Raw genomic sequence first — 15,000 nt, 5'->3', positions numbered from 1 at the left:
GCACCTACCCTGGCACGGTGGCGAAGGCGAGCAGAGCGGCATACCGGTGCACCGAGTGCGGCTGGCAGGGCGTGAAGTGGGTGGGGCGCTGCCCCGAGTGCCAGGCCTGGGGCACGGTCTCCGAGGTCGGCGGGCGCACCACGGTGCGCACCAGCGCGGTGTCACCGACCCGCCCGGCGGTGCCGATCCGCACGGTCGACGCGGACGCGCCCAGGCCCGCTCGACCGGGGTGGGCGAGTTCGACCGGGTGCTGGGCGGGGGCATCGTCCCCGGGGCCGTCGTGCTCATGGCGGGCGAGCCCGGCATCGGCAAGTCGACCCTGGCGCTGGACGTCGCGGCCCGGGCGGCGCGGGAGGGGACCTCGGTCCTCTACGTCTCCGGCGAGGAGTCCGCGGCCCAGGTCAAGCTGCGGGCGGAGCGTATCGGCGCGGTCGCCGACACCCTCTTCCTCGCCGCCGAGACCGACCTGGCGACGATCCTGGGGCAGATCGAGCAGACCGATCCCGGGCTGCTGGTCGTCGACTCCGTGCAGACGGTCGCGAGCGCCGACGTCGAGGGGGCACCGGGCAACGTCAGCCAGGTGCGCGAGGTGGCCTCGGCGCTCATCCAGGCGGCCAAGACACGCGGCACGGCAGCCGTCCTCATCGGCCACGTCACCAAGGACGGCGGCATCGCCGGGCCGCGGGTCCTGGAGCACCTCGTCGACGTCGTCGTCGCCTTCGAGGGCGAGCGGCACAGCCGGCTGCGCCTGGTGCGCGCGGTGAAGAACCGCTTCGGTCCGACCGACGAGGTGGGCTGCTTCGACCTGGGCGACTCCGGCATCGTCGGCCTGGCCGACCCCAGCGGGCTCTTCCTCTCCAGCCGCGACCGCCCTGTCCCCGGCACCTGCGTCACCGTCACCCTCGAGGGGCGACGGCCCCTGGTCGCCGAGGTCCAGGCGCTGGTCAGCGAGGCGGCCGCCGGGTCGCCGCGGCGGACGACCAGCGGCCTCGACGCGTCCCGGCTGGCGATGGTCCTGGCGGTGCTGGGTCAGCGCGGTGGCGTCCCTCTCGGCAAGGACGACTGCTACGCCGCGACGGTGGGCGGGGTGCGGCTGTCCGAGCCGGCGGCGGACCTGGCGCTGGCCCTGGCGCTGACCAGCGCCAAGGCCGACCTGGCGCTGCCGGTGAGCACGATCGCCGTCGGCGAGGTGGGGCTCTCCGGCGACCTGCGCCCGGTGACCGGCGCGCCGCGGCGGCTGGCGGAGGCCGCACGCATCGGCTTCACCGAGGCGGTCATCCCCGTCGGGTCGCTGACCGAGGGCCGACCGCCCGCGTCGATGCGGGTCCACGAGCTCGCCACGCTCAGCGATGCGGTCGCCCTCGTGCTGGCAGCCGCGAGCGCCACCGCCCGCCAGGGGGATGGACGTGACGACGCGCTGATCAAGAATCTGTAAAGATCTGCGCCGGGTCGGGGTGCCCGCGCACGCGGCGCCTAGGATCGGCGGCACCGGGCACGCCGCGGGGCGGCACCCGGACGGACGTGGACCGGTCAGGGAGGCGAGCATGTCGGAACGCAGGGACGAGGAGCTGCTGCGCGTGACCCTGGGCGCCGTCTCCCCCGGCACGGACCTGCGCGACGGTCTCGAGCGCATCCTGCGCGGACGCACCGGCGCACTCATCGTCCTGGGCAGCGACCGGGTCGTCGACTCCATCAGCACCGGTGGCTTCGAGCTGGACGTCGAGTTCTCCGCCACCCGGCTGCGCGAGCTGGCCAAGATGGACGGCGGCATCGTGCTCACCCGCGACGGCACCAGGATCGTGCGCGCCGCGACCCAGCTGGCGCCGGACCGGACCATCGAGACCCGGGAGAGCGGCACCCGTCACCGGACGGCCGAGCGGACCGCCAAGCAGACCGGCTACCCGGTCATCTCGGTGAGCCAGTCGATGTCGATCATCGCGCTCTACGTCGGCAGCATCCGGCACGTGCTCGAGGACCGCGGTCAGCTGCAGGGTCAGGCCAACCAGGCGCTGCAGACGCTGGAGCGCTACCGGGCCCGGCTCGACGAGGTCGGCGCCAACCTGTCCGCGCTGGAGATCGAGGACCTCGTGACGGTGCGGGACCTCGCCCAGGTCCTGCAGCGGCTGGAGATGGTCCGGCGGATCAGCGCCGAGATCGAGCAGTACGTCGTGGAGCTCGGGGTCGACGGCCGTCTCATCGGGCTGCAGCTGGAGGAGATGACCGGCGGGGTGGACCGGGAGCGCGAGCTGGTCGTCCGCGACTACATCGGCGCCGCCGAGGCCGGTCGTGACCCGGCACAGGTCCAGGCGGCGCTGGCAGCCCTCGACAGCACCGAGCTGCTCGACCTCAGCGCCGTCGCCCGGTGCCTGGGCATCACCGTCGTCGGCGACGGGATGGACCACCAGCAGCTCAGCCCCTCCGGCTACCGGCTGCTCCACCGCATCCCCCGGCTGCCGGGGGCGATCGTCGACCGGCTGGTCACGCACTTCGGCAGCTTCCAGCAGCTGCTCTCCGCCGGGCTGGAGGACCTCATGCAGGTCGACGGTGTCGGCGAGGCGCGGGCCCGCGCGGTGCGCGAGGGGCTGTCGCGGCTGGCCGAGAGCTCGATCCTCGAGCGCTACGTCTGACGTGACCGCGGCCGGCACCGAGGTCCTGCACGACCGCGTCCTGGGGTGGTATGCCGCGCACCAGCGCGACCTGCCCTGGCGGCGGCCCGACCGGACACCCTGGGGGGTCCTGGTGTCCGAGGTCATGCTGCAGCAGACACCGGTGGCGCGCGTCCTGCCGGTGTGGGAGCGGTGGATGACGGCCTGGCCGACGCCCGCCGACCTGGCCGCGCAGCCGAGCGGCACGGCGGTGCGGGAGTGGGGACGCCTCGGCTACCCCCGGCGGCGCTGCGGCTGCACTCCGCCGCGACGGCCATCCGGGACGAGCACGGCGGCGAGGTGCCCTCCGAGGAGGCGACGCTGCGCAGCCTTCCGGGCATCGGCGACTACACCGCCGCGGCGGTCGCCGCCTTCGCCTTCGGGCGGCGCGCCACCGTGGTCGACACCAACGTCCGGCGGGTGCACGCCCGCGCCGTGACCGGCACCGCCCTGCCCGCCCCCTCCCTCAGCCGGGCCGAGGTGGAGCTCGCCACCAGGCTGCTGCCGCCGGACGACGCCGAGGCCGCGACGTGGAACGTCGCCGTCATGGAGCTCGGGGCGCTGGTGTGCACCGCCCGCGCTCCCCGCTGCGGCGAGTGCCCCGTCGCCGACCTCTGCGCCTGGCGGCTCGCCGGGTCACCCGCGCACGACGGGCCCGCCCGGCGCGGGCAGGCCTGGGCCGGCACCGACCGGCAGTGCCGCGGCACACTCCTGCAGGTCCTGCGGTCCGCCGACGGGCCGGTGCCCGGCGAGCTCCTCCGCGCCGCCTGGCAGCAGGACGACCTGCAGCGCGACCGCTGCCTGGACGCCCTCGTCGCCGAGGGCCTGGTCGAGCCGCTCGCGGACGACCGCTACCGCCTGCCCGGCACCTGAGCCGCTCCGTCCCGGCGACACGCCCGACCCGAACGGCCTTGGCGTTCACGTGAACGCTGCAGCCGTTCGCGGCCGGCCTGTCGGCGGGACGCGCGAGGCCGGAGCCCGCCGCAGGCAACCTTTCCGGGCCGGTCAGGGTAGGAGAGGGTGAACCAGCCGAGGAGGTATGCCGTGGCACGAGGCCGCAGGGAGAGCCGCGAGACCACGCGGGGCCGAACCCGCGATCGCGAGTTCACCGCGTTCGTCGAGCAGGCGAGCCCCGAGCTGCTGCGTATCGGCTGGTTCCTCACCGGCGACGTGCATGCCACGCAGGACCTGCCCGCCTGCGCGAGCATCTCGCCGACGAGGAGGTCATGTCATGACGATCGACGCGGAAGAGCGCATCCGGGCCGAGCTCGGTGCAGCACCCTCCCCCCGGCCTCCGGCTCGATGCCAGCGCGACGACGCGGGTTGCGGCACGTGCCCACCGACGCCGCAGGGGGAGTCAGGTCATCGTCGCCGGCGTGGCCGCCCTCACTCTGCCGGTGACGACGGCGTGGGCACTGGGCGACCTGCCAGGGTCGACCGGCCGGGCCCTGCCGGCCTCGCCGTGGGCCTGCCCGGTGAGCGGGTGGCACAGCGACCCGGTCGTCGGGACCGACGAGCTGGGCGGAGTCACCATCCCGCTCCCCACCGGCGAGGAAGTGATCGCGGGACTCGCCATAGGATGCCCCTTCGACGCCCTGGTCCTGGCGCTCTCGTCGGACCAGACCGACGACGATCCGTCCGAGGTGAGGACCCGACTGCTGATCGAGCGCGAGCCGGAGACCGAGCACCAGGCGCCGGGTATGCCGACCTCCCGCTCGCGGACGGCCCCGCCATCGGCATGCTCCTGCCGGGAGGTTCCCGCGACGTACGCCTCATCGCTCCCGGTGAGATCCGCACGCCTGCAGCGGATCCGGTGCCGGTGCCAGGGACCGGGCTCGACGCGGCCGTCATCGAGGGCGTGTCCCTGTCGGACCAGCCGCTGGCGCTCCTGCGACGCGGAGCCGAGGGTCTCCTGCACACGACGGGGCGCACGCGCTCGGTCGGGTCGTTCGCGGTATCCATGAGGAGGTGGACCACCCCGGCGGCCCGGACTCATCGCCGAGGTCGCCCGGGCTTCCCGGGCACCCGTGTTCCCCCCCGGGAGCGGGCAGGGCCAGCCGTTACGATCCCGGTATGACGCTGACCTGGGTGGAACCGCAGTCCAACGCCGCGTGGCGCGAGCGCCTGCGGGCGACGCCGGGCCAGCCCTCGATGTTCCAGACGCCGGAGTTCGCGCAGGTCAAAACCATGATGGGGTGGACGCCCCGGTATGCCGACATCGACGGCTTCCCGGTCACCGTGCACGAGCGGCGGGCCCCCGGCTTCGGCAAGGTCTGGTACCTCCCCAAGGGCCCGGGCGTGGCCACCCTCGAGCAGCTCGAGCCGCTGCTGCCGCCGCTGCGCGAGGCAGCCCACCGCGAGGGCGTCTTCCTCGTCAAGCTCGAGCCCGAGATCGTCGAGAGCCCGGAGACCCTCGCCGGCCTGGACCGTCTGGGTCTGCTGCCCTCCGGCCGGATCCAGACCAACAAGAACACCGTCTTCGTCGACGTCACCGGCACCCCCGACGACCTCATGGCCCGCTTCCCGTCCAAGACGCGCAACACCATCCGCCGCGGGATCAAGCAGGGCGTGGTCGCCGAGGCCGCCCCGCTGGAAGAGTCGACCTACGAGCGCATGTGGACCCTGTGGATGGAGGTGGTGCAGGACCAGGGCATCACCCCGCGGGGGCACGACTACCAGGTCGCCATGTGGCGCACCTTCTGCGACGCCGGCCTGGGCCGCGTCTTCCTCGCCCAGCACGAGGGGCGCGACGTCGCCGGGGCCTTCGTCACCGTGGTCGGTCACGTCGCCTGCTACCGCGACGGCGCGAGCGTCCGCGAGCGCCCGGTCCGCGGCGGCAGCCACGCGCTCCAGTGGGCGGCGATGCAGTGGGCGCAGAGCCAGGGGGCCACGACCTACGACATGGCCGGGACCCCGCACTCCACCAAGGTGGACGACCGCGACGACCCCTACTTCGGCATCGGCGAGTTCAAGCGGAGCTTCGCCAAGGAGGTCACCGACTTCGTCGGCACCTACGACCTCGTCGTCCGCCCCCGCCGGTATGCCCTGTGGCAGCGGATCGGGCACCGCGTCACCGCGAAGGTCGTGTCCCGCGGCCGCTCCGGCGCGACGTTCTACTGAGCGCTGCTCAGAAGCCGGAGGCCGACGGGCGACGGTAGAACGTCGCCAGCTTCTTGGCGTGGTTGAGCCGGTTCGCCGCGACGTAGGCGCGGCGTCGCCAGTTGCCGCGTTCGTAGAGCAACGGGTGGACGACCTTGCGGCGTGCTGCGGCCAGCACCCGCCGGCGCAGCGCGGCGTCCCGGACGTAGTAGGGCAGGACCAGCGGGCTGACGATGCTGTAGAGCACCTCCTCGGTGCCGCGGACCGGCTCCCGCTCGACGCCCCGGACGAGGTCGTCGACCACGGCACCGGCGAGGTCGGCACCCGCAGCCGTCGCGTAGAAGCTGTTGCGCCCCATCCGCGGGTTGACCTCCATGTAGTAGATCGTCCCGGTCCGGGGGTCGCGCTTGGCGTCGATGTTGGCGAAGCCCCAGTAGTCCACCGCGCCCAGGATCTGCTCCGCCGCGTCCATGAGGTCGTGCATCGGGGTGGTGATCATGGCGATCGGGTTGCCGATCGTCGTGGGGTCGTGCTCGCCGAGCAGGACCTGCGCGGTCGCGCACGCGGTCATCCGCCCGGTGCGGTCGACGTAGGCGACGATCGAGAGCTGGTGGGTGTCGTCACCGGGGATGTGCTCCTGCACGAGGAAGTCCTGCCGCACACCGCCGGACACCAGCACCTTGACCAGCTCCTGCCACTCCTGCGGGCTCTGCAGGAACCACACCTTCTGCGCTCCGGGGAACTTGAGGTTCTCGAAGTGCGCACTGTTGGCCGGCTTGGCCACGACGGGGTAGGTGATCTCGATCGGCTCCGGGGTCCACCCCGGCTGGTCGGCGTCGCCGAAGTGCACGACCGTCGTGCGGGGGGTCGGCAGGCCCAGCCGCTCGCAGATCTGGCCGAACTGGTGCTTGTCCGCGATCTGTTCCAGCGTCTCCGGCGACATCCGCGGGAACGCGAAGGAGGCAGAGAGCTCCTCGGCGTGCTGCGCGATGAGGTCGGTGTGCGAGTCGGAGTTGCAGCCCAGCACGAGCGTGACGTCGGGGTCGCGCTCCTTGGCGGCCCTCCCCTCGGCGAGGAGCGTCGCGAGGAGCTGGGCGCGGCCCGTGTCGTGGCCCGCCTCGACGGGCCGCAGGATGCGCGAGTGCGCGATCGCGCCGGTCTGTCCGCGGGAGACGAGGGTCGTCTCGACGCCGTAGCTCTCGTGCAGCGCGCGGGCCAGGCCGTAGGTCCCCGGGTCGGTGCCGAGGAAGACCGGTCGGAAGGCGACGTCTGGGGCAGGCGAGGGCACAGGGGCGACCGAGGGCATACCGCGAATGCTACGTCACGGACCCTCGGCCGCCGGGCCGGCGAGACCGCTCAGCCGACCCCGTCGACGCGCCCGTAGCCGGACACCCCGCTGAAGATCGCGCGGTACTGCGTGGGGACGCCGGGCCGACCGGTGTCGTACATCATGCCGTCGCCGGCGTAGATGCCCACGTGGTAGGCCGGGGAGCCGTGGAAGACCAGGTCACCGGGCTGCGGGTTGCTCACCGGGGTGGTGGCCGCCTGTTGCATCGCCGCTGTGCGCGGGAGGGTCAGACCCACCTCGGCGAAGACGTACTTCGTGTACCCGGAGCAGTCGAAGCCCTCCTGCGGGCTGTTGCCGCCCCACTTGTACGGGGTGCCGATGTACTGCGCGGCGGTGTCGAGGATCTCCTGGCGGGTGGTCGAGGGGGCCGGGGCGGGAGCCGGCTCGGCGCCGCCACCACCACCGCCGCCACCGCCGGGGTTGCTCGCGGTGAGCACCGAGCCCGCCATGTACTGCGACCCCGACATCTTCAGCCAGCCGTTGCTGGTGAGCGTGCCGGTGACCTCGGTGCCGCGCGACATGCTGCCGACGACGGAGTATGACGTCGAGGGGCCGGAGCGCACGTTCGCCGACGCGGCGCTGACCCACCGGGTCACCTCGTTCGGGGCGGGGTCCGGCTGCTCGCCACCGCCACCACCGCCGCCGGGGTTGGTGCCGGTGAGGATCGAGCCGGCGATGTACTTCCCGCCGCCGATGTTGAGCCAGCCATTGCTGGTCCAGGTGCCCATCACCTTCGTGCCCTTGCGCATCGTGGTGACGACCGGGTTGCCCAGGCCGGGGCCCGAGCGCACGTTGCCGACCGAGGCCTCCATCCACTGCGTGACCCGCTCGGCGCTCCCGCCACCGCCGCCACCGCCACCAGGGTTGCTGCCGGAGGACCGGGTGAGGTTCCAGGCGGCGACGAACGTGTTGTTGCCGACCTTGAGCCAGTTGTTGGAGGTGAGCGTGCCGGTGAGCTTGGCCCCGTTGCGGTAGCCGCCCACGATGCCGTAGGAGGTCGACGGGCCGCTGCGGGCGTTGACGCCGGCAGCGGCGTTGACGGTCATCGTGACGGTCGAGGTCGGGGCGGGGGTCGGGAGGACCCGGGGGGTCGCGACCGGGGTGGTCGGCGTGGCCGGCAACAGCGGCTGCTGCGGCAGCTGCGGGGTGCCGGAGGGCGCGGCGTGGGCCGCGGGCGCGAGCGACACCACCGGGGCGGTGGCGGCGGTCACGGCGATCATGGTGCGCGACAGGCGACGGGTGCTCAGGGTCATCAGTGATCCGTACGTGTGTGGCGGGGCAGGACGCAGAGGTATCCGGCAGGGTGCGGAGACCGGTGTTTCTGGGACGACCCTCAGGTGGGCCAGGAGCAATGAAACCCACCCCTGACCTGCGACGCAACCCCACCCCCACCCCCATGAGTGCATTTCCCGGGGGCATGACAAGCGTGTAGTTCGTGATGTTGCTCACACGCTCTCAGGGTTGATGCAGGTCAGCCCGGATATCACATAGGTGTAGTTCGATGACCAGCATTTTTCTCGCTTTTCACACCGTTCTCGGGCGCCCCTCCGAGCACGTGATCTGAGTGAACTCGGCGTGTCTGAGTGGCACCTGTGAAATGCGTCAGGAGAGGGTCATCGGCATACCTTTCCCAGACGCAGAACGGGCGGGACGCGGCGCACGTCGTGCACCACGCCCCGCCCGTTCGGGTGGGTCAGCCGGGGGTCAGCCGGCCTGCTCCTCCACCGGCACCGTGTCGGGCACCTCGGACGGCTTGTCCTGCCCGCGGAAGGTGAAGACCTTGTCGCGGTTCTTGCCCTCGCCGACCGGGTCCTCGACGTCCACGATGACGATCTGACCGGTGCCCAGCTCGCCGAAGAGGATCTTCTCCGAGAGCTGGTCCTCGATCTCGCGCTGGATGGCCCTGCGCAGCGGCCGGGCGCCGAGCACCGGGTCGTAGCCGCGCTTGGCCAGGAGCTCCTTGGCGGCCGAGGTGAGCTCGATCGCCATGTCCTTGTCCTTGAGGCGCTCGTCGAGGCCGGCGACCATGAGGTCGACGATCTGCACGATCTCCTCCTGCGACAGCTGCGGGAAGACGATGGTGTCGTCCACGCGGTTGAGGAACTCGGGCCGGAAGTGCTGCTTGAGCTCGTCGGTGACCTTGTTCTTCATCCGGTCGTAGTCGCTCTGGGTGTCCGAGCCGGCGGAGAAGCCGAGCGAGACGCCCTTGGCGATGTCGCGGGTGCCGAGGTTGGTGGTCATGATGATGACGGTGTTCTTGAAGTCGACCACCCGACCCTGGGAATCGGTCAGGCGACCGTCCTCGAGGATCTGCAGCAGGCTGTTGAAGATGTCCGGGTGCGCCTTCTCGATCTCGTCGAAGAGCACCACCGAGAACGGCTTGCGCCGCACCTTCTCGGTCAGCTGGCCACCCTCTTCGTACCCGACGTAGCCGGGGGGCGAGCCGAACATCCGCGAGACGGTGTGCTTCTCGGAGTACTCCGACATGTCGAGCGTGATGAGGCTGTCCTCGTCACCGAAGAGGAACTCGGCGAGCGTCTTGGCCAGCTCGGTCTTGCCGACACCGGTCGGTCCGGCGAAGATGAACGACCCACCGGGGCGGCGGGGGTCCTTGAGGCCGGCGCGGGTGCGGCGGATGGCCTGCGACAGCGCCTTGATGGCGTCGTTCATGCCGATGATCCGCTTGTGCAGCTCGTCCTCCATGTTGAGCAGCCTGGAGGACTCCTCCTCGCTCAGCTTGAAGACCGGGATGCCGGTCGCCGCAGCCAGCACCTCGGCGATGAGCTCCTCGTCGACCTCGGCGACGACGTCCATGTCACCGTTCTTCCACTCCTTCTCCCGCTCGGCACGCGCCTGCGTGAGCTTGTGCTCCTCGTCGCGCAGCCGGGCCGCCTTCTCGAAGTCCTGGCCGTCGATGGCCGACTCCTTCTCACGCTTGGCGTGCGCGATCTTCTCGTCGAAGTCGCGCAGGTCCGGCGGCGCGGTCATCCGACGGATGCGCAACCGGGCCCCGGCCTCGTCGATCAGGTCGATCGCCTTGTCCGGCAGGAAGCGGTCGTTGATGTAGCGGTCCGCCATGGACGCGGCGGCGACCAGCGCGCTGTCGGTGATGGTCACCCGGTGGTGCGCCTCGTAGCGGTCGCGCAGCCCCTTGAGGATCTCGATGGCGTGCTTGAGCGTCGGCTCGGCGACCTGGATGGGCTGGAAACGGCGCTCGAGGGCGGCGTCCTTCTCGATGTGCTTGCGGTACTCGTCCAGGGTCGTGGCGCCGATGGTCTGCAGCTCGCCACGGGCCAGCATCGGCTTGAGGATGCTGGCGGCGTCGATCGCGCCCTCGGCCGCACCCGCCCCGACGAGGGTGTGGATCTCGTCGATGAACAGGATGATGTCGCCCCGGGTGCGGATCTCCTTGAGGACCTTCTTGAGCCGCTCCTCGAAGTCACCGCGGTAGCGCGAGCCGGCCACCAGGGCACCGAGGTCGAGCGTGTAGAGCTGCTTCTCCTTGAGCGTCTCCGGCACGTCGCCGCGCACGATGTCCTGGGCCAGACCCTCGACGACGGCGGTCTTGCCGACGCCGGGCTCGCCGATGAGGACGGGGTTGTTCTTCGTGCGGCGGGACAGCACCTGCATGACCCGCTCGATCTCCTGCTCGCGCCCGATCACCGGGTCGAGCTTGCCCTCACGGGCGGCCTGGGTCAGGTTGCGGCCGAACTGGTCCAGCACCAGCGAGCCGGACTGCTGGCCCTCCTGCTGGCTGCCGGCGCCGACGCCGGCGGTCGCCGACTCCTTGCCCTGGTAGCCCGAGAGCAGCGTGATGACCTGCTGACGGACCCGGTTGAGGTCGGCGCCCAGCTTGACCAGCACCTGCGCAGCCACGCCCTCACCCTCACGGATGAGGCCGAGCAGCAGGTGCTCGGTGCCGATGTAGTTGTGCCCCAGCTGGAGTCCCTCGCGCAGCGAGAGCTCGAGGACCTTCTTGGCCCGCGGGGTGAACGGGATGTGGCCGGTCGGGCTGTTCTGCCCCTGGCCGATGATCTCCTGCACCTGCTGGCGCACCGCGTCCAGCGAGATGTCCAGCGACTCCAGCGCTTGGCGGCCACGCCCTCACCCTCGTGGATCAGGCCCAGCAGCAGGTGCTCGGTGCCGATGTAGTTGTGGTTGAGCATGCGCGCCTCTTCCTGCGCGAGCACCACCACACGTCGAGCCCGGTCGGTGAACCGTTCGAACATGCTCTTCTCCTCCACTGTGGGCGTATACCCACTCTACGTGCGTCTGATCCGGATCAACGCCGAGATCCACGGCCGATGTTCCGTGTTCGCCCCCGGCGGAATGCGGTCCGGAGCCGACCTACGATGCGGGCCATGCGCCGCCGTCACCTGACCCGCCTCGCCCCGCTCCTGCTCGTCGCCGTCCTGGCCGCCTGCACCTCCGAGCCCACCGAGGAGCCCGGCACCGAGACCTCGGCCCCCGCCGAGCAGGACGCGGCAGCCACCGACGGCTCAGGCAGCAACGGCTGGCTGTGCGAGGACGTCAGCCCGCAGTCCCTGCGCGCCCTCGCCGGCGGCGAGCTCACCGAGCCGCGGGAGGTGATGGTCGCCGACGACGAGACCCGGTGGGTGTGCGAGGCCTACGACGGGCAGACGCCGCTGGTGCGGGTGAGCGTCGAGGTCGGTCAGGAGGGCCGCGAGACCGCCCGGTCGCTCGTCGAGGCGACCGAGGGCATGGCGCCTGGCCCGGAGTACCTCGGTGAGTCCTACCTGTCCCCGACGGTCGGGGTGGGCCTCACCCTGTGCGGAGCGCAGGGCTCCGGATCACGAGAGCCCTACAGCCTCACCGCGGAGGTCCTCGTCGACCGCGAGGACGACCTGCGCGAGCCGCTGCGCTCCACCCTCACCTCCATCGCCCAGAAGCTGGACCAGGGCGTCGGCTGCAGCCCGAAGCAGGCCCGCGAGGAGGCGGCCGAGCAGACCGTGACGCCCTGACCGGCTCGGGTGCGGGTCCGGGAGGCGCCCGGCGACAGGTCCCCGTGACCGGGTCGCTCAGCCGGCCTTCTTGGTCGTCGACCGCTTGGCCGAGCTCGACTTCGTGCTGGTCGCCTTCTTCGTCGAACCCTTCTTGGTCGAGGTCTTCGAGGAGGAGCCGCCCTTCGTGGCCGAGCTGCCCCCGTCGTCGGAGGATCCGGCGCCGGAGTCGGAGCCGCGGCCCTTCTTGGCCCGGTCCACCGAGCGCTGCAGCGCGGCGAGCAGGTCGACGACCTCGCCGGAGTCGGCCTCGTCCTCCTCGTCCGGGCTCTCGGTGACCTCGCCGCCGCTGATCTTCTTCTCGACCAGGGCGTCCACGGCCTCCTTGAAGTCGTCGACGTGCCCCTCGGGCTCGAAGTCGCCGGACATGGAGTCGACGAGCATCCGGGCCATGGCGACCTCGTCCTTCTTCGGCTCGCTCACCTCGTCAAGGTGGTCCAGCTGCTCGGAGGCCCGAATCTCGTCCGGCCAGAGCAAGGTCTGCAGCACGATCGCGTCGTCGTCCTCGCGCACGCGCAGGACGGCCATGGTCATGCGACTGCGCACCGAGACGGTCACCACGGCGACCCGGTCGGACTCCCGCAGCGCCTCGCGCAGCAGGCCGTAGGCCTTCGCCCCCATGGCGTCCGGCTCCAGGAAGTAGGCCTTGTCGAACAGGATCGGGTCGATCTGCTCGCGCGGGACGAAGCGCTCGACCGAGATCTCCTTGCTGCTGCGGTTGGGCAGGCTGGCGAGGTCCTCGTCGGTGAGCACGACGGTCTTGCCGTCATCGGTCTCGTAGGCCTTGGCGATGTCCTTGTAGGCGACCTCCTCGCCGTCGGCCTGGGCCACCCGCTTGTAGCGGATACGGCTGCCGTCACTGCGCCGCACCTGATGGAAGCTGAGGTCGTGGTTCTCGGTCGCCGAGTAGAGCCGCACGGGCACGTTGACCAGGCCGAACGAGACGGCACCCTTCCAGATCGCTCTCACGCACCCCAGGATGGACCCATGCGCCCCATGCTCGCCACCCCGGGGGAGACCCGGGTCGGTCCGCCGCCCGGTGCGGACTGGGCCCACGAGATCAAGTGGGACGGCATCCGGCTGCTCGCCGACGTCCAGGGGGGACGTTGCGGCTGACCACGCGCGGCGAGCGCGACATCGCCGTCGCCTTCCCCGAGCTCACCGGGCTGGTCGGGATCGCCGACGACCTGCTGCTCGACGGGGAGGCCGTCGTGCTCGTCGACGGCCGCCCGTCCTTCGGCCAGGTCGTCGAGCGGGTGCACACCTCGACCACCGCCGCGGCCCGCCGGCTCGCGAGCACCCGTCCGGCGACCTACGTCGCCTTCGACCTGCTCCGCGTCGACGGTCTCGACCTCACCTCGCTCCCGTGGAGCGCGCGGCGGCAGGCGCTGGAGGAGCTGCTCGACGACGTGCCGCAGACCCAGGTCTCGGTCTCGCCGGTCTACGACGACGGGGCCATGCTGCTGGCCGCGACCCGGGAGCAGCGGCTGGAGGGGGTCGTCAGCAAGCGGCGGACGGCGGCATACCGGGCGGGGCAGCGCAGCGCCGACTGGGTGAAGTTCCCGCACCGGGCCCGCCGCTCGGTGGTCGTCGGGGGGTGGCGACCCGAGACCGGGCGGCCGGGACGGCTCGGCGCGGTGCACGTGGGTCTTCCCGTCCCCGGTCCCGACGGTATGCCCGTGCGCGCCGACGACGGGAGCCTGCTCCTGCGCTACCGGGGTCGGGTCGGCAGCGGGCTGGCCGGGCGCGCGGGCGAACAGCTGCAGCGGCTGCTCGCGGCGGTGCCGCGGGCGGCATACCCCTTCGACGCGCCGATCCCCGCGGTGGAGGCCCGCGGGTCGACCTGGCTGGAGCCCCGGGTGGTCGTGGAGGTGGCCTCGCTCGGGCTGAGCGAGGCCGACCGGCTGCGACAACCCTCCTTCCAAGGGGTCCGGGCCGACCTCACCCCGGAGGACCTGGTGCAGGAGGAGCTGACGTGAGCAGCCAGCAGGTGAGCGTCGCCGGACGCACGCTCAAGGTCAGCAACCTCGACAAGGTCCTCTACCCCGCGACGGGCACGACCAAGGGGGAGGTCCTCACCTACTACGTCACCCACGCCGAGCAGATCCTCCCCGAGCTGGCCGACCGGCCGGTCACCCGGATCCGCTGGCCGGAGGGAGTCGCGCAGGCACACTTCTTCGAGAAGAACCTCCCCTCCGGGGCTCCCGACTGGCTGCCACGGGTCGTCGTGCCGACCCCAGGGTCCTCGCGCGGGCACACCCACCTGACCTTCCCCCTCGTCACGGATCTGGCCGACCTCGTCTACCTCGTCAACCTCGGCAGCCTGGAGCTGCACGTGCCCCAGTGGCGGCTGGACGAGGACGGTGTGCCGCAGCACCCGGACCGGCTCGTCGTCGATCTCGACCCCGGGCCCGGTGCCGGGCTCGCCGAGTGCGCGAGGGTCGCCGTGCTCGTGCGCGACCGGCTGGCCGGGGTGGGCCTGGAGGCCCGCCCGGTCACGAGCGGGTCCAAGGGGATGCAGCTGTATGCCGCGCTCGAGGGCACCCGCAGCTCGGACGAGGTCTCCGCGGTGATCAAGGCGCTGGCCGAGAGCCTCGCCGAGCAGCACCCCGACCTGGTGACGGCGCGCATGACCAAGGCGGTCCGACCCGGCAAGGTCTTCCTCGACTGGAGCCAGAACAACGGGGCCAAGACGACGATCTGCCCATGGTCGCTCCGAGGACGCGAACGCCCTCAGGTCGCCCTCCCCCGCGAGTGGGACGAGGTCGAGGCCGCGGCGGACGGCGACGACGAGCTCACCCAGGTCAGCCTCCACGAGGCGTGAGGGCAACCATGCACGACGCTCGGTGGGACCCGAGCCAACCATTCACGGCGCTCGGGGGGCGAG

At 71.9% G+C, this 15,000-nt stretch carries 9 protein-coding genes and 3 pseudogenes; 8 read left to right on the top strand and 4 right to left on the bottom strand.

The annotated features are described in order from the left end of the window. Positions 1-17 precede the first annotated feature (17 nt). From radA to BJF80_RS02860, 4 genes and pseudogenes are all read left to right on the top strand, one after another. Positions 18-1,435 (top strand): annotated as a pseudogene (radA, locus tag BJF80_RS02880) (DNA repair protein RadA). A gap of 109 nt (positions 1,436-1,544) precedes the next feature. After that, the gene (disA, locus tag BJF80_RS02875) at positions 1,545-2,627 is read left to right on the top strand and encodes a DNA integrity scanning diadenylate cyclase DisA (RefSeq protein WP_075811178.1); all 1,083 of its coding nucleotides are present in this window, start codon (positions 1,545-1,547) and stop codon (positions 2,625-2,627) included. Between the two features lies 1 nt (position 2,628). After that, positions 2,629-3,518 (top strand): annotated as a pseudogene (locus BJF80_RS02870) (iron-sulfur binding domain-containing protein). A gap of 1,200 nt (positions 3,519-4,718) precedes the next feature. Next, positions 4,719-5,765 carry a lipid II:glycine glycyltransferase FemX gene (locus BJF80_RS02860; RefSeq protein ID WP_075811175.1) on the top strand — a complete coding sequence of 349 codons (1,047 nt, stop codon included), beginning with the start codon at positions 4,719-4,721 and terminating at the stop codon, positions 5,763-5,765. A 7-nt stretch (positions 5,766-5,772) separates the two neighbouring features. On the opposite strand, the gene BJF80_RS02855 is transcribed toward BJF80_RS02860, so the two are convergent. The 3 genes and pseudogenes from BJF80_RS02855 to BJF80_RS02845 form a co-directional block, all read right to left on the bottom strand. Then, the gene (locus tag BJF80_RS02855) at positions 5,773-7,050 is read right to left on the bottom strand and encodes a carboxylate--amine ligase (protein WP_075811173.1); all 1,278 of its coding nucleotides are present in this window, start codon (positions 7,048-7,050) and stop codon (positions 5,773-5,775) included. Positions 7,051-7,100: 50 nt separating this feature from the next. Beyond that, positions 7,101-8,345 (bottom strand): C40 family peptidase, encoded by a 1,245-nt coding sequence (locus tag BJF80_RS19600; RefSeq protein WP_075811171.1) that lies wholly within the window; start codon positions 8,343-8,345, stop codon positions 7,101-7,103. 451 nt (positions 8,346-8,796) lie between these two features. Further along, a pseudogene (locus BJF80_RS02845) lies at positions 8,797-11,321 on the bottom strand (ATP-dependent Clp protease ATP-binding subunit). Between the two features lie 132 nt (positions 11,322-11,453). Here BJF80_RS02845 and BJF80_RS02840 point away from each other — a divergent pair. Continuing rightward, the gene (locus tag BJF80_RS02840; RefSeq protein WP_075811169.1) at positions 11,454-12,074 is read left to right on the top strand and encodes a hypothetical protein; all 621 of its coding nucleotides are present in this window, start codon (positions 11,454-11,456) and stop codon (positions 12,072-12,074) included. 57 nt (positions 12,075-12,131) lie between these two features. Here the strand turns inward: BJF80_RS02840 and ku are convergent, their stop codons facing one another. Further along, positions 12,132-13,082, bottom strand: coding sequence for a non-homologous end joining protein Ku (ku, locus tag BJF80_RS02835; protein ID WP_075811167.1), 951 nt, complete (start codon positions 13,080-13,082; stop codon positions 12,132-12,134). Between the two features lie 18 nt (positions 13,083-13,100). On the opposite strand from ku, the gene BJF80_RS20990 reads away from it, so the two are divergent. From BJF80_RS20990 to ligD, 3 genes are read left to right on the top strand one after another with little or no spacing between them, the layout of a single operon-like run. Further along, a complete protein-coding gene (locus BJF80_RS20990) occupies positions 13,101-13,229 on the top strand; it encodes a hypothetical protein (protein WP_321166335.1) in 129 nt (42 codons plus the stop codon). Beyond that, positions 13,220-14,092 (top strand): ATP-dependent DNA ligase, encoded by an 873-nt coding sequence (locus tag BJF80_RS02830; RefSeq protein ID WP_321166334.1) that lies wholly within the window; start codon positions 13,220-13,222, stop codon positions 14,090-14,092. The genes BJF80_RS20990 and BJF80_RS02830 overlap by 10 nt, the downstream gene beginning before the upstream one ends. Further along, a complete protein-coding gene (ligD, locus tag BJF80_RS02825) occupies positions 14,089-14,937 on the top strand; it encodes a non-homologous end-joining DNA ligase (RefSeq protein WP_075811165.1) in 849 nt (282 codons plus the stop codon). Before BJF80_RS02830 ends, ligD begins: the two co-directional genes overlap by 4 nt. The last annotated feature ends 63 nt before the right edge of the window (positions 14,938-15,000 follow it).

Origin of the sequence: Serinicoccus sp. CUA-874 (assembly GCF_001942225.1) — a bacterium.
Classification (GTDB): domain Bacteria; phylum Actinomycetota; class Actinomycetes; order Actinomycetales; family Dermatophilaceae; genus Ornithinicoccus; species Ornithinicoccus marinus.
Note: the sequence above shows the minus strand (reverse complement) of the source record. Positions and strands in the feature narration are given on the sequence as shown.